The sequence below is a fragment of the Thermoanaerobacter kivui genome (assembly GCF_000763575.1).
GTDB lineage: Bacteria > Bacillota > Thermoanaerobacteria > Thermoanaerobacterales > Thermoanaerobacteraceae > Thermoanaerobacter > Thermoanaerobacter kivui.
This window is the reverse complement of record NZ_CP009170.1, coordinates 2271906-2290392: the sequence shown is the minus strand read 5'-3', so window position 1 is coordinate 2290392 and position 18487 is coordinate 2271906. Positions and strand designations below refer to the sequence as shown.

Annotated in this window: 15 protein-coding genes and 1 CRISPR repeat array (1 of these 16 running past the window's edge); of the genes, 14 read left to right on the top strand and 1 reads right to left on the bottom strand. The window is 37.4% G+C overall.

The window, feature by feature from the left end:
* Positions 1 to 26 precede the first annotated feature (26 nt).
* Entirely contained in the window at positions 27 to 1163 is a 1137-nt protein-coding gene (cmr1, locus tag TKV_RS11590; RefSeq protein WP_049686059.1) for a type III-B CRISPR module RAMP protein Cmr1, read from the top strand.
* Positions 1156 to 2391 (top strand): type III-B CRISPR-associated protein Cas10/Cmr2, encoded by a 1236-nt coding sequence (locus tag TKV_RS11585; RefSeq protein WP_049686058.1) that lies wholly within the window; start codon positions 1156 to 1158, stop codon positions 2389 to 2391. Before cmr1 ends, TKV_RS11585 begins: the two co-directional genes overlap by 8 nt.
* Here TKV_RS11585 and TKV_RS11580 read toward each other — a convergent pair.
* Positions 2339 to 3853: an IS1182-like element ISTte1 family transposase gene (locus tag TKV_RS11580; protein WP_049686057.1), complete on the bottom strand. Its 1515-nt coding sequence runs from the start codon at positions 3851 to 3853 to the stop codon at positions 2339 to 2341. The two genes, TKV_RS11585 and TKV_RS11580, sit on opposite strands and share 53 nt — an antisense overlap.
* Positions 3854 to 3910: 57 nt before the next feature.
* Between TKV_RS11580 and TKV_RS11575 the strand changes: the two genes are divergently transcribed.
* The 12 genes from TKV_RS11575 to cas2 are packed head-to-tail and all read left to right on the top strand — an operon-like array spanning position 3911 to position 16091.
* On the top strand, positions 3911 to 4684 hold the full coding sequence (locus tag TKV_RS11575) for a Cas10/Cmr2 second palm domain-containing protein (protein ID WP_394214542.1): 774 nt from the start codon (positions 3911 to 3913) through the stop codon (positions 4682 to 4684).
* Positions 4681 to 5781, top strand: coding sequence for a type III-B CRISPR module-associated Cmr3 family protein (locus TKV_RS11570; protein ID WP_049686055.1), 1101 nt, complete (start codon positions 4681 to 4683; stop codon positions 5779 to 5781). The genes TKV_RS11575 and TKV_RS11570 overlap by 4 nt, the downstream gene beginning before the upstream one ends.
* Positions 5778 to 6608 (top strand): type III-B CRISPR module RAMP protein Cmr4, encoded by an 831-nt coding sequence (gene cmr4, locus TKV_RS11565; RefSeq protein ID WP_043883753.1) that lies wholly within the window; start codon positions 5778 to 5780, stop codon positions 6606 to 6608. Before TKV_RS11570 ends, cmr4 begins: the two co-directional genes overlap by 4 nt.
* Positions 6605 to 7033 (top strand): type III-B CRISPR module-associated protein Cmr5, encoded by a 429-nt coding sequence (gene cmr5, locus TKV_RS11560; protein ID WP_049686054.1) that lies wholly within the window; start codon positions 6605 to 6607, stop codon positions 7031 to 7033. Before cmr4 ends, cmr5 begins: the two co-directional genes overlap by 4 nt.
* On the top strand, positions 7030 to 7896 hold the full coding sequence (gene cmr6 / locus TKV_RS11555; protein WP_049686053.1) for a type III-B CRISPR module RAMP protein Cmr6: 867 nt from the start codon (positions 7030 to 7032) through the stop codon (positions 7894 to 7896). Before cmr5 ends, cmr6 begins: the two co-directional genes overlap by 4 nt.
* 2 nt (positions 7897 to 7898) lie before the next feature.
* The gene (locus tag TKV_RS11550) at positions 7899 to 10007 is read left to right on the top strand and encodes a TIGR02556 family CRISPR-associated protein (protein ID WP_084574297.1); all 2109 of its coding nucleotides are present in this window, start codon (positions 7899 to 7901) and stop codon (positions 10005 to 10007) included.
* Between the two features lie 4 nt (positions 10008 to 10011).
* Positions 10012 to 10995, top strand: a complete 984-nt coding sequence (gene cas7b, locus TKV_RS11545; RefSeq protein WP_049686052.1) for a type I-B CRISPR-associated protein Cas7/Csh2 — start codon at positions 10012 to 10014, stop codon at positions 10993 to 10995.
* A gap of 16 nt (positions 10996 to 11011) precedes the next feature.
* A complete protein-coding gene (gene cas5b / locus TKV_RS11540) occupies positions 11012 to 11812 on the top strand; it encodes a type I-B CRISPR-associated protein Cas5b (RefSeq protein ID WP_049686051.1) in 801 nt (266 codons plus the stop codon).
* Positions 11767 to 14235 carry a CRISPR-associated helicase/endonuclease Cas3 gene (locus TKV_RS11535; RefSeq protein ID WP_049686050.1) on the top strand — a complete coding sequence of 823 codons (2469 nt, stop codon included), beginning with the start codon at positions 11767 to 11769 and terminating at the stop codon, positions 14233 to 14235. Before cas5b ends, TKV_RS11535 begins: the two co-directional genes overlap by 46 nt.
* Complete coding sequence (gene cas4, locus TKV_RS11530) at positions 14223 to 14756, top strand: CRISPR-associated protein Cas4 (RefSeq protein ID WP_236617274.1); 534 nt, start codon at positions 14223 to 14225, stop codon at positions 14754 to 14756. The genes TKV_RS11535 and cas4 overlap by 13 nt, the downstream gene beginning before the upstream one ends.
* Positions 14757 to 14798: 42 nt before the next feature.
* Positions 14799 to 15791: a type I-B CRISPR-associated endonuclease Cas1b gene (cas1b, locus tag TKV_RS11525; RefSeq protein WP_049686049.1), complete on the top strand. Its 993-nt coding sequence runs from the start codon at positions 14799 to 14801 to the stop codon at positions 15789 to 15791.
* A 36-nt stretch (positions 15792 to 15827) separates the two neighbouring features.
* The gene (gene cas2 / locus TKV_RS11520) at positions 15828 to 16091 is read left to right on the top strand and encodes a CRISPR-associated endonuclease Cas2 (protein WP_049686048.1); all 264 of its coding nucleotides are present in this window, start codon (positions 15828 to 15830) and stop codon (positions 16089 to 16091) included.
* Between the two features lie 502 nt (positions 16092 to 16593).
* A CRISPR array of direct repeats spans positions 16594 to 18487; the repeat unit is 30 nt; unit sequence GTTTTTAGCCTACCTAAGAGGGATTGAAAC; it runs 3803 nt beyond the window's last position.

Genomic DNA, 18487 nt, shown 5'->3' with positions numbered 1-18487 from the left:
GATTGGCAAAAAAGGGGGGTGGGAAAGTGCGAATTGAAGCTACATATCATATAAGCACACCTATGTTCATGGGTGGGGCTGATAATGGAACTAATACAGAGCTTAGGCCTTCCAGCCTGAAAGGGCTCTTGCGATTTTGGTTCCGAGCTGTTGCCTGGCCCCAGCTGGGTTCTCTAAAAGAAGTTTTTGAGGTAGAAAATAGTATTTTTGGCAGTACTGAGGGGCAAGCTAAGTTTCTTATAAAAATTGATGACAATACGCTTATGCCTAATAAAAAACAGATTTTCAATAAATATACTTATGGATTAAATTACTTAGGGTATGGTTTGACAGAAAAAGGAATTAGGCCATATATTGAAAACGGCAGGAGTTTTACTCTCAGTTTATTCTTAAAAAAATCTGTATCAGAAGAAGAATTAAAATTTTTGAAACAATCTTTACAGGCTCTGGGGCTTTTTGGCGGAGCAGGAGCCAGGTCCAGGAGAGGTTTTGGTTCTCTTTCTTTGGTTTCTCTGCGAGTAGAAAATAATGAAGAGTGGAATGAGCCTCGTAATGTAAAAGAATTAAAAAACCTCCTTAGAGGATTTCTAAACAAAGTAAGTAGAGACGACACCTTACCTCCATACACGGCTTTTAGTAGTAAAACTCGAATATTTGTAAAAAAAGGAGATAAAGATCCTCTTGCACTCTTAAATGAGGTTGGAATGGAGTTGTTGAGATATCGAAGTTATGGACGAGCTTCAAAAGATAAGCATGTATTGCCTTGGGGGGAGAAAGCAGAGCAAATTTTTGCTGATGACCACGACTTGATGCTTGATTTCTTGAATGGGAAGAGAATTAACAGGATTCCACGGCGAGTAGTTTTTGGTTTGCCTCATAATTACTTTTTTAGCGGCAAAGGTAAAGTTTCTATAGAACCAGATTCAAAAGGACAAAAGAGAAGAGCGAGCCCTTTGTTTATTCATATTCATAAATTAGCTGATGGTAATTATGTAGGAGTACTTAGTTTAATTCCATCTCAGTTTTTACCTCAGAATGTAAGGGTAGAAATCAAGAGGGGTGGGCAATCAAAGATTGTCCCCGTGCAGGTAAATTACGACGTAATTTCTGATTTCCTGAAGCGCCCAACTTTAGGAGCCAAGGTGGTGTGGCCAAATGAGTAAAGTGAGTTTACATTTCTCTATAGGTCCCGTTCAGGAATTCGTGGCCCAAGCGAGAAGAACCAGGGACTTCTGGGTTGGGTCTTTTCTTCTCTCGTATCTTTCTGGTTTGGCCATTTCTGAGGTTTTGATGAATGGCGGAGAGATGGTGTTCCCGGCGGTGGATTACCGGGGAGAAAGGGTAGATGCTCTCTTGAAAACCATTGCCGAGATAAGGGAGGGGGAGAAAGTCAAAAAAGGTCCTAGCATTGCCACTTTGCCCAATCGTTTCATGGCAAAGGTTCCGGAAGATTTTGACCCGCAGAAATGTGTGGAGGCTGTAAAAAATGGTTGGCTAAAAATAGCTCAGGCTGTTTGGGATAAGTTTGTTCAGCCTGTAGCCAAGGACGGGAACAACACTGAGGAAATTTGGAAGCGCCAAGTGGAAAATTTCTGGGAAATAATGTGGGTTTTAGGGGAGGAAGGACAGGTAAACCTTTTAGATCGCAGGAAAAACTGGCGAATTCGCATTTTGCTTCCTGAACCTGGTGATAAATGCACCCTGATGGGACATTTTCAGGAACTTTCAGGGTATTTGCGCATAAAAGAAAGAGAAAAACAGGATGCTTTTTGGGAATCTTTAAGAAAACAAGTAGGCGGGTACGAGCTGGATGAAAGGGAGAGACTTTCTGCTATAGGGTTAATCAAAAGGCTTTTTCCTTTGGTAGCTCGTGAAGCCATAGGATGGGATCCTGAGCAGAAAAATTATCCTTCTACTCCGTATTTGTCAGCTTTGCCGTGGATAATAAAGGCAGCAAAAAATCTTCCAGAAATAGTGAGACAATATGCAGAATGTGCTTCTTTTCTTCCTGGAGCTACACACAAGGAAGATTTAGAGCTTTTCCCTTCGCTGAGAGAAATCGCAAACCGCGATGCCCAGACGAGAGAATTTCTCTCTCTGAATGGCAATTGTTTTCACCAAGCTGCTTTGAGTAATCCCAATCTCTGGGTGCAAGAAGGTGGGAAAGATCCCAAAGATGAGAGAGAAAAATGTCAAAAAGCTTTAAAGGAGCTTACGGACAAGGTAGGAGAAAAGCCTTCTTCCTTCTATGCTCTTCTTTTGATGGATGGAGATAGAATGGGTGCTCTTTTGCGGAGGTACAATGCCAAAAAGATTAGTTCTGCCTTGAATAGTTTTTCTAAAAACGTAAAAGATGTGGTACAACTCCATAATGGAGTTTCAGTTTGTTGACAAAGCAAAATTTTAGCCCCTGTTTTCTTAGTACCGAAAGCAGGGGCTGTATATATCTGGATAAAATTTTCTTTAAAACTCCAAATAATGAATAAAGTTTTGAAATGTCAAAGGGCCCTTTGCCCTTCCTCCATAACCATAAGGCCATTTTCTTTAAATTCATGGCAGCAAAAACAAGCATCGCTTGCATGGACAATTTTTCCTTCCCTCTTAACGTCGTCCATCGCAAACCATGCTTCTCCTTTAAATCTGCAAATACTCTCTCTATTGTCTCTTTCCTTCTCTCATATACTTCTTTACAGTAAGGTGTATGCCTTAGGTGTTCTGCTTCTTCTACATATCCTTCCCATATGTGCCTGAATATCCTCTTTGTGTAGTCTTTACTTTGGGTACACTTTTCTCTTAGAGGACAGTTTTTACATTTTTCTGGGTTTGATTTGTATTCTCTATATCCTTCTCTGTTGGTTGTAACATATGTTAATATTTCATTCTGCGGGCATATGTAACAGTCATAGTATTCATCATAAACAAATTCATGTTTTTTCATGAAACCATCTTTTGTTTTTGGCCTTGTATACGGCACTGATGGTATTATTTGTCTATCAAATATTGTCTTTAATATGTACGGATTTTTATAGCCTGCGTCTACTGCTATTGCTTTCGGTTTTCTTACCCTCTTTTCAACTTCTTCTAATACTTCTTGAAACATCACACTGTCGTGTACATTTGCAGCTTCAACTTTTACTCCTAATACAAATCCGTTTTTATCGCAGGCTGTGTGAAAAGAATATGCAAAGATTTTTTCTTTTCCGTTTTTGTTTAACATTCCGCTATCCGGGTCTGTTTTGCTTACTTTCACTTCTTTCGTCTTTATCTTCTTGATTTTCTTTAATGGCTTTTTGCCATGAGCCTCTCTATCCTTGTTTATTTCTTCTTCTAGTTTTTCTTGATAAGTCCTGGCTTCTTTTTCTACTATTTCTTTGGTGTATTTCTTCTTGTTGGCACTTGCTTTTACATGGGTTGAATCTATGAATACTTCCTCTGCATTTACTAGCCCATGTTTTATTGCTTCTTCTAAAATTTTCGTAAATATTTTTTCAAATATATCCGTCCCCTTGAATCTTCTTATGTAGTTCTGACTAAATGTTGAAAAATGAGGTATTTCTTCTGTCAGCCCATACCCTAAAAACCATCTATACGCTACATTTGTTTTTATTTCTGCTATTGTCCTCCTCATCGATGGTATACCAAAAAGATATTGAATGAAAAGTATTTTTATGAGTACTACTGGGTCTATGCTTGGTCTGCCGTGATCTTCGGAATATTTCTCTTTTACTAAATCATATATGAAACTAAAATCTATAACTCTTTCTATCTTCCTTAAAAGGTGATCTTTTGGAACTAACTGATCTATGCTTACAAATTCTATTTGATGTCTGGCATCCTGTTTCTTTGATAACATCTTTCTTCTCCTCTCCTCTTTTGCTTTGTACCGTTAAAAAAACAAGGAACCCTTCTCATCATAACGGGTTCCCGATATTTTGTCAACAGTCTGCAACTCCATAATGGAGTTTTGGTTTATGCTGGAGGAGATGACGTCTTAGCAATGGTTTCTCTGGAAAAAGCGCTATCTCTGGCTCTTAAGTTGCGGGAAACATACGTCAATGCTTTTAGAGAAACCTTTGGAAATGATTACGAAGTTTTGGAGGAAGATGGTGAAGGCACTATTTCGGCAGCTTTAGTATATGCCCACTACAATGTTCCATTAACCGGAGTTATAAAGGAAGCTCATGACCTACTGGATAGAGTAGCTAAAGATGAAACTGGAAGAGATAGCTTAGCTATAACTGTTTGGAAAGGATCGGGGCGAGTTTTAACTTGGTCTGCTCCTTGGGAGTTCATCAAAACCCATAACGGCAATATCTTTGATGAGTTTTTAAATGCTTTGTCCGAAGGAGACAAGCCTAAAGAATACAATTTTACTTTCTTTTACAATTTGCGGGAGAGAATAGAACCTTTGTTTTCTCAGGAGGGGAAGCTACCGGAACAATGGATATCTGAAGAGTATTTAGTAGACCTTTTGGCTGCAGAATACAGGAAAAATAGGGAGCGTCAAGTGGACTGGCCTACAGCAAGAGAAAAAGCAAAGCATATTTTAAAGCTTTGCCAGAGGGTTAAAAGAAAAGGAAAGGAAGATGGGAAGGGGTACTTGATGGATGTAGACAAAGCCAGTTTTCAAACCGATGGCCTTATGCTGGTGAAATTTCTAAGCCAGAAGGGGGTGGAGGCATGAACTGGAGCAAGTGGTCCTTTGAAGCTTTGGACACTTTCTTTTTCCGAGGCGGAGTCTCATTTCATGCGGGCGAAGGAGGATACAGTAGCGTACAGAGCCTTTTTCCACCCTTTATAACCACTCTACAGGGGGCAGTAAGATATAGTTTAGCCATAAAGAGAGGGTGGTCTCCTGAAAAGCCTAATTTATGGCCTAAAGAACTGGGCGATTCAGATAATTTAGGCAAAATTCAGTTTAAGGGTCCTTATCTCTTGTACAAAAATAAGCCTTATTTTCCTGCACCTCTTTTACTTCTGAAAAAAGGCAAGGATTTTTTAAGATTAGTGCCCGGTTCCAAGGTTCGTTGCGATTTAGGGGAAGTTCGCCTTCCTGTTATAGCAGATGAAGGTGGAGAAGGGTATAAGGTAATAGAAGGGGAGTATATATCTCGAGAAGGTCTTCAGGAGGTGATACAAGGCGGCCTTCCCAATGAGGAAGATATATTGCCCAGGGACAAGGTATATTTCAATGAACCCCGTATAGGTTTGGAGCGGTCCGATAAAACCCGCACCGCCAAGGAGGGTCATCTTTACTATGTAGTTCATGTAAGACCTCAAAAAGAAACATCTTTGGCCATATATGTAGGGGGCATTCCTGATGATTGGGATACTTCTGGCATCAAAGCAATACCTCTAGGTGGAGAAGGGCGCCTGGCTAGAGTTGAAGTAGCTACAGGTTTTCCTGAAGAGGTTTTACCATCATTTCCGAAAATTTATCCTGACAAAGATGGGAAATTGCGATTTTTTGCTTTACTTCTTACACCTGGATGGTTCGAGCCGTTAGATACAGCTATACTTCAAGGTCCTCCTGGAATTCCCGGCACAATGGTATCGGCGTGCATAGGGAAATGCCTCTATGTGGGAGGTTGGGACTTAAAAAAACAGGAACCCAGACCTTTAGTGCCTGTTCTTCCTCCTGGCAGCCTATGGTTTTATGAAGCGGAAAATAGAGAGGATATAAAAGAAAAGTTGAGTAAACTTCACGGGCAATGCTTGGAACCGAGAGGAGATTATGGTTTTAACCAGATAATTATAGGTAGATGGGAGGAGATAAAATGAAGGGTAGTATTTTATCTCTTTTTGCAGAGACCAGTTTGCACCCTGGGGTGGGACAAGTGGTAGGAGCAGTGGACTTACCTGTAGCTCGGGAAAAAACCACAGGTTATCCAGTTATAGTGGGTTCTAGCTTAAAAGGTGCTTTGAGAGATAAGGCAGAGCAGGTATGGGGAGAAAAAGAAGAAAAATTAAAGCGGATTTTTGGCGAATCAAACCAAGCGGGATCTTTGCTTATAACCGATGCTCGTCTTCTTCTTTTACCTGTGAGGTCTCTACCAGGCCCCTTTAAGTGGGTTACTTGTCCCTATATTTTAGAGCGTCTAAAAAGAGATGGAGAGCTGATGGGGCTGTCTTGGGATTTCGATATACCTGACCCCGGGGATAAAGCCTTAGTTCAAGAAGAAATGGGAGAACTCTTTCTGGAAGAAATAGTTTTTTCCACAAGCAAAGGTAAAGATCTCAATAAAATAGTAGAAACTTTAAAAGAGTTCATTCCACATGATTCAGTAAAAAAGCGTCTAGAAACTCAGTTAGTGATCATCGATGATAAAGAATTTCAATATTTCGCTCAGTACGGGCTACCTGTTAATGCCCGGAATGTACTGAATAAAAACAAGACCAGTGACAACCTATGGTATGAAGAAGTAATTCCTCCTGATACATTATTCTATTCTCTTATTTTTGAAAGAAAGCTTACAGAGGATCAAAATGACTTATATGAGGTTGAGTCTTTGTTTAAAGATAGTCCGTATCTCCAAGTGGGAGGAAACGAAACCATAGGTCAGGGTTGGTGCAGGATACAGTGGTTTTCTGGAGGTGAATCCAGATGAGGCCCTCTATTGCTCAAGAAAGGGCTAAACATGCCTTGAACGAAATTAGAAAAATAAATAACGACAATGGTAGGTACTCTTCTGATAATAAGAATAAATACGCTTCATATGTAGAAAGTTTGCCTGCAACAATTTTAGCTAATGGCTTAGGACAAGCCATGGCTACTCTTTTAGCACAGGCCAAAGGTGATAAGGAAGACCTCCACTATGTCCTATACAATTCCATACAGAGCTGGCTTTGCAGAGATCATTCCCAAGCTCCTTATCGCAATGCAGAAGATTTGATGGAGGCCATTGTCAACAGTAGCAGGGAGACATATATTCAAGCCCAGATGGAAGCTTTAGCTTACCTGGAGTGGCTTAAAAAATTTGCTGTGGCTTTTTTTAAGAAAGAGACTGTTGTTGAGAAGGAGGAAACATCATGATTCCTCTTTATCAAGAAGCTCAAAATATCGAAATGTGGAAGAAATATCAAAAAAATTTTAACGCTGGCCTCTGGTATGATAAATTTTTCTACCAGTGGGAAAAAGATTGGACTATAGCGAAAGATGGGAAAAAAGATGGGAAAAAAGATGGGAAAAAAGAATGGATTCAATCGGTGACTAGTGGTGACATAGGCGACCCATCACTTATACAAGAAGCTCTTACTCGCCTTTTATCTCTTGTAACAACTTTAGGAGGAAGTTATATGTGTTACAAAACCCAGTGGCGGTTTGTTACCGGCTTGGGGAGAAAACACCCCATAGAAAATGGTTTTGTATGGCATCATACTTTGGGAGTGCCTTATCTTCCGGGAAGTTCTTTTAAAGGATTAGTGCGTTCTTGGGCAGAAGAATGGAGCGAGATAGATCCGAAAGAAATAGAGAAAATATTTGGACCTAAAGGCAAGGGAAAATCCGATAAAGCAGGAAGCGTCATTTTCTTTGATGTGTTACCAATAAAAGCTATTAAATTAGAAGCTGATGTAATGACACCCCATTACAGCCCCTATTATTTGCAAGAGAAAAATAAAATCGAAAAAGCGCCGGGAGATTGGTATGCGCCGGGAGATTGGTATGACCCTGTGCCCATACCTTTTTTAACAGTAGCTTCAGACCAAACTTTTGTTTTTGCCATAGCTCCTCGAATTAAAGAAGGAAAAGAAGATATATTTAAATTGCAGGAATGGATAAAAGAAGCTCTTAGCTGGGCTGGAGCCGGAGCTAAAACTTCTGTAGGCTATGGTCGATTTGAACCACACGAAGAGGCTCAGAGGAAATTGGCACAATCATTAAAGAAAGAGGGATAAAAATGTTAGAGGCAGTAACTTTTATTGGCAAAAACTTGGGCGTTGATGAAGAAATGCTTTCCTACCTTATAGAAGATTTGAGTTCACCTAAACAGGAGGAGGAACAATATTTAGTTAAACTTAAATTCTTTGAAGAAGGTGAAGAATTAAAATTTAATTTTGATTTGGAAGAGATTCCAGAGGAGTACAAATCCAGAAAAGATTTTTTATTTCGCTGGCGTTTTGTAGGTAATGCTTCAGGGAATATTCCTCAAATATTTCTTACTGTTAGCAATTTAAATTATCTTATGGGTTCTACGCTTTCTAACCTTTATCAGACACTTTTACGCCGCAGCAGACAACATTCGGAATTGGCTCTTTCAATAGATAAAATATTAAAAGGATATTTTGTTGTGCTACCAAATGGTGAAAGCTTATTTGATATTAGAAAAATTGGTTTTCCTTTAAAAGATGATAAGTTAAAAGAGAACCTCAATGAACTGGACAATTTTTTACAGCAATTAAACCAATATCAGAAGGAGCAAACTGATAAAAAGGCGCAAAAAGAAATTAAAGATATTATCAAAAAAGCTAAAGAGCTAATTAAGAAAAAAGATTTAGCCAAATTAGTAGCGCAAGAGTTGTCAGAAGAGATTGCTAAAAAAATTGGAGTAAAAAAGAGGCAAATAGCCCTGTGGACAATAGTTTTAAATAATAAACCTTTAATAGATTTATCACCCTATGACGATGTGATAATTGAATATCGTACAGAAGGATTTGAAAAGGAGGTGATTGAAGGATATTGCTCGATTTGCGGAGAAAAGAAAGACAGAGTCAGTCCTACTGCTTTTAAGCGACTTGAATTTTTTAAGCCTTATATAACTGATAAAATTGGTTTTGCTTCTGAATTAAATGAAAAAGGCTTTTCTCGCAATTTTCTCATTTGCGAGGAATGCTTTAATTCTCTTTTGGTAGCTGAAAGATATATGCTCAGCAATTTGGGATTTAGAATAGGCAATCTTAGTTTCTTACTTTTACCTTCATTACTTTTAACTCATGATTTAGAAGGATGGAAGATGGATTTTTCTAATATAGTAGGGAAGTTAAGAAAGAAAACACAAAATATTGTAGATTTTACTGGTCAGGTGAGGAGTATAGCGGATGAAAAAGAATTTGAAAAAGAACTTAGAAGAGTACTTTATGAGATGGAAGAAGAAGGGATAGAGAATCAAGCTCTTTTAACTTTCTTATTTTATCAAAAAACCCAGAGTGAATTTAGAGTTTTAAGCTTAATTGAAGATGTGGCCCCAAGCTGGCTCTTTGGGCTTTTTAAGAAGAGTAACCAGCTTTCTCACCTGGCTGCTAAATTATTGGGTGGTGATTGCAGAGATTGGTGGTTGGACCTTACCCGACTTTATTATCTACTACCTTTGAGAGAGGGTGATAAGACAGAGCACAAAAAGTTACTTTACCTTTATCATGGACTGCTTAAAAGAGAACCTATAGATTACGATTTTCTTGTAACTCAATTTGTAACTTTAGCACGCCTCTATTTAACAGATTCATTAGCTGGTACTAATCAAGAGAGGAGAAGAATTGCTCAAGAAAATAGGGATTGGATTTTAAGTCAGGAAATTTTAAGAGCTGGATTTTTAATAAAACTTTTACAGGAAGAAAAATTATTAAAAGGGGTGAAAAACTTGACGGAAGTATCAGAAATGCTGGAAGTGAAACCAGAGATAAAAAACTATTTATTAGAGATGAAATACAGTGAACCTCAGGCTGCTCTCTTTTTGATGGGCTATCTCATAAGCGAAGTAGGTAAGGGACAATACTCTTCAGGGCATAAGAGCAAACCTATTTTAGACAAAATCAACTATCAAGGCATGAGCTTTAAAAAAGTTCAGCAATTGTCCAACTTGATTTTTGAAAAACTAAGACAGTATGATAAACTTCGCTTCAATGAGCAGGTTTACAGTGAGATGAAAAAGCTCATGGACAAATACCGCGGTGAAAAAGATTGGCCTTTGACATCTGAGGAAAACGTCTTTTATATACTGTCAGGGTATGCTTTTGGTTCCAGAATGTCAGGTAAAAAAGAAAATTTAGAAGAAAAAGAAGAGGAGGAATGATTATATGAGAACTCTTGTTGATAAGAACGGCGAAATATTGTTCATTTACGATGCAAAGATGTGCAATCCCAATGGTGACCCCGATGACGAAAACAGACCAAGAATGGACTTAGAACGAGAGCGTAATTTAGTTTCTGATGTAAGACTTAAGCGCTATATAAGGGACTATTTATATGATTATTTCCAAGCCAAGGGAGAGGACCAAACCATTTATGTAACCAAAGCTGAAGGCATAGGGCAAGCTGAAGATAGAATAAAAAGAATCTTAGGCAAAGATAACGTTAGTGGAGCTGACCTGCCAATTTTACTTACAAAACTAATTGATGTGCGCCTTTTCGGAGCTACCATGCCTATAAAAGGTGAGCGAAAGGGAGAAGGAGAAGGGATAACTCTTACTGGACCAGTACAGTTTAACTGGGGATATTCTCTCAATAGAGTTCAATTAGTAGAATCTAATACTATTTCTTCCCAATTTTCCTCCAGACAGCAAGCTGGTCAGGGCACTTTTGGCAAGGATTATAGACTTTATTATTCTTTGATTGCCTTCCACGGGATTATCAGTGCACGCCGGGCAAGGGAAATGTACAAAAAGGCAGGAGAAAATCTCTTAGGTGCTACTACTTATGAGGATTTAGAACTTTTAGATCAAGCTATGCTTAAAGCCATTCCTTTATTGGCTACTCGTTCCAAAATTGGGCAATATCCTCGCCTCTATGTCCGATTTGAATATATAGATGATGAGACCTTCATAGGAGATTTAAGACAATATCTCCGACTTTCTGAAGAGGAAGGATTGCGCTCTATTCAAGATGTAAAATTAGAAATTGGAGGAATTACAAGATATTTGGAAGGTATGAAAGAAAAGATTAACAGGGTATTCGTATGGCAAGATGTAGATTTGATGACACTTGTAAATGGAGAAGAACAAACATTTTCTGAGATGTTGGAAAATATATTGGGATCTTCGAAAGTAATATCTCTGGTTTAAGAAGGGAGAAGAAGATATGAAGATAGCTGTATTTGATTTGCGGGGGCCTTTCGCCCATTTCCGCAAATATTATACTAATACTTCTTCTTTGTCTTATCCTTTTCCCCCAAGGACAGTGCTCATGGGGATAATAGCGGCTATTTTGGGGTGGGAAAGGGATAGCTATTATGAAAAATTAAATCCCGACAATGCGAGATTTGGAGTAGTTATAAAAGTTCCAGTGCGAAGTCTCTTTCAAACAGTAAATTATATTAGAACTAAGGAAGAGGATCTAAATATGATGAAAAAATTAGGTTTCATGAAAGGAACCCAGGTACCTCTGGAGCTTCTCCTCCCCGGAGGAGGAGCTCCTATGCTAAATTACCGTATCTATTTTGGGCATAAAGAAGAAGGAATAACAGAGGAAGTTGCAAAAAGGCTAAAACAGAATAAGCCGTATTTTCCTCTTTACCTGGGTTTGACAGAATTTATTGCTCAGACTCAATTAGTATATTTTGGTGAACCTTCAAAAGTAATCCCTGCAGGGGAAGAGGTCATGCTCCATTCTGTTTTAACGGTTGATTTTTTAAAAAAGCCCTTTTTAACTAATGGGATTACATTAAACAGAGAAAAAGCTCCTGAAGCTTTTTCTGAAGGCAGAAATCTTTTACCCCCTAGAAGTTATATCTATGAGACCAAGGGGCAGCCTTGGAAAGCTATACTCTCAATTGATGCGTATAGTTTTTCTCTGCCTTCAGGGGAAGAAAATGTAGCTTTTATGGAGGGGGAATTATGGTTTACTATGCCCACAGAGAACAAAAAGCCCTCTATCGCTTAGGTGCTCATTTAGTTTTCGTTGCACTCAAATCTGCAGAAGACATAATCAAACTACCCAATGGGAAAGAACTGGTTTTTCCCGCTACTATTGCTGGGTTTGGTCATGATTTTGGTAAATATACTAGTTATTTTCAAGATTATTTACTTAAAGAGCAAACTAATCCCTATAAAGATCATGCTTTTATTTCAGCCATATGGAGTACATTTTTAGTAGGTAAAGAAGGATTAAAAGATTGGGATGAATTAATGGTTTTTATGTCAGTTCTATGGCATCACAGAGATTTGGGGAATATAGAAGAGTACTTGGTATCTCCTTTAGAGATGGAAGATTATTATGAAAAAACTCTGGATCCCAATAAAGCCAGACGGTTAGAAATTATAGAACAGCAAATAAAAGACTTAAAAAAACATGCAAAAGCTGTTTCTTTTTCTTTGAATAAAGCCCGGCAGTGGTTAATAAAAATGTTAAGTGCGAAAGACCTTCCTGTCCTTTCTGTTTTGAAGCAAAACTGTGAAGAGCTTTTAAATGAATTTTTTGACGATTGGAAAAATGTTTATACTTCTCTTCATAAAAAATGGAGAAAATTTTATCGAGAAAAAAGGGCAAAAAGCGGGGAGTTAAACGAATATTTCAAAATGGTGTCTCTCTTTTCTGTTCTAATAAACAATGACAAACTTCACAGTGGACGGGTCAGAGAAGTTAAACGGGTGGATTTTCCTCCTAATTTGGTAGTCATATATAAAGAAAAACATTTTACTCCTAGTGGAGAACCTAAAATTGTTGACATACGGCAAAAAGTTTTTGAACAGGCGGCTGAACGAATAAAAAACGCACCTCTTGAACAACGCTTTTTTACTCTCACAGCTCCTACTGGCAGTGGTAAGACTCTTGCTGTTATAAACGCAGCGTTCATTTTAAGAGAGCGCTTAAAAGAAATCTATGGCACGGCTCCTAAAATCATATATGCGCTGCCTTTTACAAGCATAATAGATCAAACTTATGAAGTAATGCATCAGATTTTTTCTAAAACTGTAGATCAGTTTTCCTCCACTCCTTCGCCTTATTTACTTAAACACCATCACTTGAGTGAAATTTTTTATCAAGATAGAGAGGAAGAAGATATGCGAGCTTTTGACGAAGCTATGCTCCTTATAGAAAGCTGGAAAAGTGAGGTGGTAGTTACTACTTTTGTACAGTTACTTCATACTTTAATAGGGAATAGAAATAGAATGCTTAAAAAGTTTTCCCAGCTTAACCTTTCCATTTTAATAATGGACGAAGTACAAAATATACCAGTTGAGTATTGGCCTCTTGTGATAAAAGTATTGAAGGAAGCAGCAGAATATTTTGATTTAAGGTTGATTCTTATGACTGCTACCAGACCAGAGTGGTTTGGTCCTGGGGAAGCTATAGAGTTAGCAGGGGAAGCCCAAGATATTATCGGATACTTTAATGAACTTTCTCGAGTTCGATTAAAAATTGAAGGTGGGGAAAAAAGTATAGAAGATGCGGTTAAAATTTTTGTCAATAATTATAAGAAAGACAAGTCTTATCTCGTGATATCTAATACTATCAGAAGCTCAATAGAATTTTATGAGAAACTAACTATGCTTATGCCTGAAGCAGATGTTTATTATTTATCTACTAATATAATACCTTTGCAAAGAGAGGAGAGGATAAAGAAAATCAAGGAGATACTGAGGAGAGGAGAGAAACCCATTGTAATATCTACCCAAGTAGTGGAAGCTGGTGTGGATTTGGATTTTGATGAGGTTTGGAGAGATATTGGACCTATCGATTCGGTCATACAAGCGGCGGGGAGATGTAATCGCAATTTTAAGCATGGGAAGGGTATAGTAAGGCTTTTTGAATTGGTAAATGAAAACGGCGAAATTATGGCTCCATCAGTTTATGGGGCAGTTCATATTCATTGCGCCAAGCAAGTTTTTTCAGAAAGGCGAGAATTTGATGAAAAAGAATTCCCTGTTTTAGTGGAACAATTTTTTGAAATGGTCAGGGAGAAAAAAGACCAGAGTAAAAGTATAGGGCTATTGGAGGCTATGTCTTACTGCCGGTTTACTAAAGCACAAAATGATACTTATGGTGTTAGCGATTTTCAATTGATTAAAAATCGGTGGGACCTTGTAAGTGTATATGTTGCGTTAGATGATAAGGCAGAAGAAGTTTGGAATTTTTATCAAAGAGAAGTAATTAAAGCCTCTAATCGTAAAGCCCGATGGGAAGCCTTTTACAAAATAAAAAAGGATTTTGGACGTTACATTATTTCTGTACCAGCTAAAGTCTTGATAAACAAAGTAGATATAGGCAAAACCATACCCTATCTTTCCAGAGATTTAGTAGATGAGTTTTATGACCCAAATACTGGATTTAAGCTTAAGGAAGAAGGGACGTGGATCTATTGAGTACTTTATTTTCTTTGGAAGAAGAACTATCTAAGGTTATAGGTAGTTATGTACAGGCCTTTTTTATATGTCCACGTCAGGTATGGCTTATGTCTCGACAGGTATGTCCAGACGAAGATAATATATTTTTACAGATAGGTAGATTAATTCAAAAACAAGCCTATAGTAGGGAAAGAAAAGAAGTGCACATAGAACATTTGGCTTTAGATATGATTAAAAGGGGCGAAAAAACTTTAGTGATAGCTGAAGTTAAGAAAACTTCTAAAGCTATAGAGGCTGCACGAATGCAGTTAGCTTTTTATCTTTATGAATTAAAAAATATGGGGATAGAGGCTGAAGGAGAACTTTTATTTCCAGAGGAGAGAAAAAAAGAGATTTTGATTTTAACCCCAGAATGGGAAGGAAAAGTAGAAAAGGTAAAGCAGGAAATTTTAGAATTGATAAACCAACCACTTCCTCCATCTCCTCACAGAGGACGTTATTGTTCCAAATGTGCCTATGCCGAATTTTGCTGGGCATAGGTATGATTAATGAAATAGTAATAAAAGTGAGGTGAAAAATATTTGCAGAAAACACTTTATCTTTTTGCCAATGGCAGATTGTATAGAAAAGATAATACCATTTGCGTGGAGGGAGAAAAGGAGAGAAAATATTTTCCCGTAGAAAGTATAAGGGATATATATGTTTTTGGAGAAGTTGATTTGAATAAAAAGTTTATAGAATTCGCCGAAGATAAAGAAATAATCTTGCATTTTTTTGGTTACTATGGTAACTATGTAGGAACTTTTTACCCTAGGGAACATTATAATTCAGGCTATATAATTTTAAGACAAGCAGAACATTACTTAGACTCTACTAAACGTTTAGACTTAGCAAAAAGATTTGTTCAAGGTGCAGTAGCCAATATTGTACAGGTATTAAAGTATTATCAGAATCGCGGTAAAGATTTAGAAAGCTATTTGTATGCAATTTCCTTATTAGAAGAGAGTGTATCTTCGGTTTCTTCAGTGGAAGAATTAATGGCTTTAGAAGGAAATATTCGTCGTTATTATTATGAAAGTTTTAACACGATACTCGATGATACTCCTTTTATTTTGAAAAATAGAAGTAAACGCCCGCCTACTGATCCACTGAATGCTCTTATTAGTTTTGGCAATTCATTAGTTTATACTAAGATTTTGACTGAAATTTATAAGACACATTTAGATCCAAGGATTGGTTATTTCCACACTACTAATTTCAGGCGTTTTACACTGAATTTAGATGTAGCAGAAATTTTTAAACCTATTTATGCTGATAGAGTGCTTTTTACACTTTTGAATAAGAACGTTATAAAAGAAGATGATTTCGAAAACCAGGGAGGAGTGTTTTTACTAAAAGAAAGAGGGAGGCGTCTTTATGTGCAAGAATTTGAAGATAAACTACGAACCACGTTTTATCATCGCCGTCTTAAACGCAATGTAAGTTATCAGACTTTGATTCGATTGGAACTATATAAGATAGAAAAACATCTTATTGGGGAAGAATTATATGAACCTTTTGTGAGTAGATGGTGAAATTAAAACTATTCTTTCTGCAGGAGTAGAGAAATTATGTATGTGATTTTGGTATATGATGTAAATGTAAATAGAGTAAATAAAGTTCTAAAAACCGCCCGGCGTTATCTCACTTGGGTGCAGAATTCTGTATTGGAAGGAGAACTCACAGAAGCTACCTATCGAGCTTTAAAAAATGACCTTACACGCATTATTGACCCTGAAGAAGATTCTGTTCTATTTTATATTTTAGGCAATACTAAATATACTAAAAGAGAGCTTTTAGGGATAAAAAAGGGAGGAGAAGAATGGATATATTGAATATTCCAAACCATTTTCAATAAAATATAAAAATTAAAACCTGGTGGGTAATTTCCAATTTTTTGACTTTACCTTGGGGTTGTTTTTTACAAAACTTTAGACTATCAGAAATATTTTCCGAAAATAAATTCTTCAAGTTTTCCCAAACTCACTATTATCTGTCTATATAAATCCTATAGTTTTCCATAGTTATCTTTAGGCAATTCTATTTTCTATAAGGTATTTTCCTGGGGCAACTTTGGTTTAAATGATTATTACATTTTGCTATACTTTTGGCAAATAATTTATTGATACCAATTTTATAAAGTACGTCTGATAACAAAATATTTGTCGTCGATCCCTAATAATGCAAAAATCACTGGAGATCGACGACATTTTTATTTTTTGTTTTCATTAAGGTAATTGATTTTATCGAATAATGTGATATAATAAAGGCAAGATACTTGACAAAGCCATTATGAGAGGCAAAATTTTTATTCGCTTTTTATGGTTTTTTGAACGTGTTTTTAGCCTACCTAAGAGGGATTGAAACGTTAGAAAAAATATTCCCCTCATGTTCCAAATGTCCTGTTTTTAGCCTACCTAAGAGGGATTGAAACCCTTTTCTTTTCCTTCCTCTTGCGCCTGTCCTATTGTGCGTTTTTAGCCTACCTAAGAGGGATTGAAACTTGGAGTAGATATAGGATGCGGAATGGAAGTAGCCATGTTTTTAGCCTACCTAAGAGGGATTGAAACCCGGATACTTCCCAGATGCGCATATCTTCTTGTAATTGTTTTTAGCCTACCTAAGAGGGATTGAAACCATTTTAGAAACGATTCTGAGCCAAATTTGTGCCTTGTTTTTAGCCTACCTAAGAGGGATTGAAACCATTTTAGAAACGATTCTGAGCCAAATTTATGCCTTGTTTTTAGCCTACCTAAGAGGGATTGAAACCGCACAATCCGAACAAGTACTTCTTTTCGCATGAAAAAGTTTTTAGCCTACCTAAGAGGGATTGAAACAACATAAGCAGATACACCTGTTCTCATATTGGACATAGGTTTTTAGCCTACCTAAGAGGGATTGAAACAAGAGTGGCAGTCAAAACAAAATGGAAGCTTGCAAGTTTTTAGCCTACCTAAGAGGGATTGAAACAAATCTTTATAATGCTGTTCAATCCATTCTTCTATAGTTTTTAGCCTACCTAAGAGGGATTGAAACTGATGCAAAAGCATTTGTATTCTCTATAATAACACTGTTTTTAGCCTACCTAAGAGGGATTGAAACTAGACTATCTGCAGCTGCTGAGAACAAGAGAAAAAGGTTTTTAGCCTACCTAAGAGGGATTGAAACATTGTTGATAACGAGTGTATCCATTTGGGGGATTATTGTTTTTAGCCTACCTAAGAGGGATTGAAACACCTCTGCAACCTCCCTGCACATAAAGGTATCTTTTGTTTTTAGCCTACCTAAGAGGGATTGAAACAAACCTGTGAACAGCTTTATTTTTTTGCGCACAGATGTTTTTAGCCTACCTAAGAGGGATTGAAACATAAGAAAGCTGAACGGCTATCAGGACAAGCGCCTATTGTTTTTAGCCTACCTAAGAGGGATTGAAACAAAATAACACAGTAGATGAGTTGCCACAAATTCATTTGTTTTTAGCCTACCTAAGAGGGATTGAAACCCTTTTACGCGAAGCAAAAAATACTTTTCTCCGTCCTGTTTTTAGCCTACCTAAGAGGGATTGAAACATAAATTTGTGAGGGCACTCATATTTTTATACCCAAGTTTTTAGCCTACCTAAGAGGGATTGAAACACAGACCACCTCCTAGCCGTTGTACTCCCGGGTAAGTTTTTAGCCTACCTAAGAGGGATTGAAACTTTAGAAGCACAATTTAAAGAGAGTGACGCATTTATAGTTTTTAGCCTACCTAAGAGGGATTGAAATGCAGTAACTCTAAATGCTAGTGAGGTAAAAGTACGTGTTTTTAGCCTACCTAAGAGGGATTGAAATCAAAAGCGGGATACCAATTTGGAGAGTTTGGTATCCCGTGTTTTTAGCCTACCTAAGAGGGATTGAAATAAGAAGTTTGCTGAGATGTTTGTAAGTATGCTGGAAGTTTTTAGCCTACCTAAGAGGGATTGAAATCCATACAAAACAAAACCTTTACTTAGCAGTGCTCTACGTTTTTAGCCTACCTAAGAGGGATTGAAATATGATGTTTTTACTGCTTCTTCTAGCCTGATTAGTTCTTGTTTTTAGCCTACCTAAGAGGGATTGAAATGAAGTAGATGAAGGAGGTGAAGATGAGGATAATGCTGTTTTTAGCCTACCTAAGAGGGATTGAAATGAAGTAGATGAAGGAGGTGAAGATGAGGATAATGCTGTTTTTAGCCTACCTAAGAGGGATT

Excerpts from the sequence above, each read along its gene's own strand:
- TKV_RS11585 (WP_049686058.1), top strand. The coding sequence starts at position 1,156 with ATGAGTAAAGTGAGTTTACATTTCTCTATAGGTCCCGTTCAGGAATTC.
- TKV_RS11580 (WP_049686057.1), bottom strand. The coding sequence starts at position 3,853 with ATGTTATCAAAGAAACAGGATGCCAGACATCAAATAGAATTTGTAAGC.
- TKV_RS11570 (WP_049686055.1), top strand. The coding sequence starts at position 4,681 with ATGAACTGGAGCAAGTGGTCCTTTGAAGCTTTGGACACTTTCTTTTTC.
- cmr4 (WP_043883753.1), top strand. The coding sequence starts at position 5,778 with ATGAAGGGTAGTATTTTATCTCTTTTTGCAGAGACCAGTTTGCACCCT.
- cmr5 (WP_049686054.1), top strand. The coding sequence starts at position 6,605 with ATGAGGCCCTCTATTGCTCAAGAAAGGGCTAAACATGCCTTGAACGAA.
- cmr6 (WP_049686053.1), top strand. The coding sequence starts at position 7,030 with ATGATTCCTCTTTATCAAGAAGCTCAAAATATCGAAATGTGGAAGAAA.
- TKV_RS11550 (WP_084574297.1), top strand. The coding sequence starts at position 7,899 with ATGTTAGAGGCAGTAACTTTTATTGGCAAAAACTTGGGCGTTGATGAA.
- cas7b (WP_049686052.1), top strand. The coding sequence starts at position 10,012 with ATGAGAACTCTTGTTGATAAGAACGGCGAAATATTGTTCATTTACGAT.
- cas5b (WP_049686051.1), top strand. The coding sequence starts at position 11,012 with ATGAAGATAGCTGTATTTGATTTGCGGGGGCCTTTCGCCCATTTCCGC.
- TKV_RS11535 (WP_049686050.1), top strand. The coding sequence starts at position 11,767 with ATGGTTTACTATGCCCACAGAGAACAAAAAGCCCTCTATCGCTTAGGT.
- cas2 (WP_049686048.1), top strand. The coding sequence starts at position 15,828 with ATGTATGTGATTTTGGTATATGATGTAAATGTAAATAGAGTAAATAAA.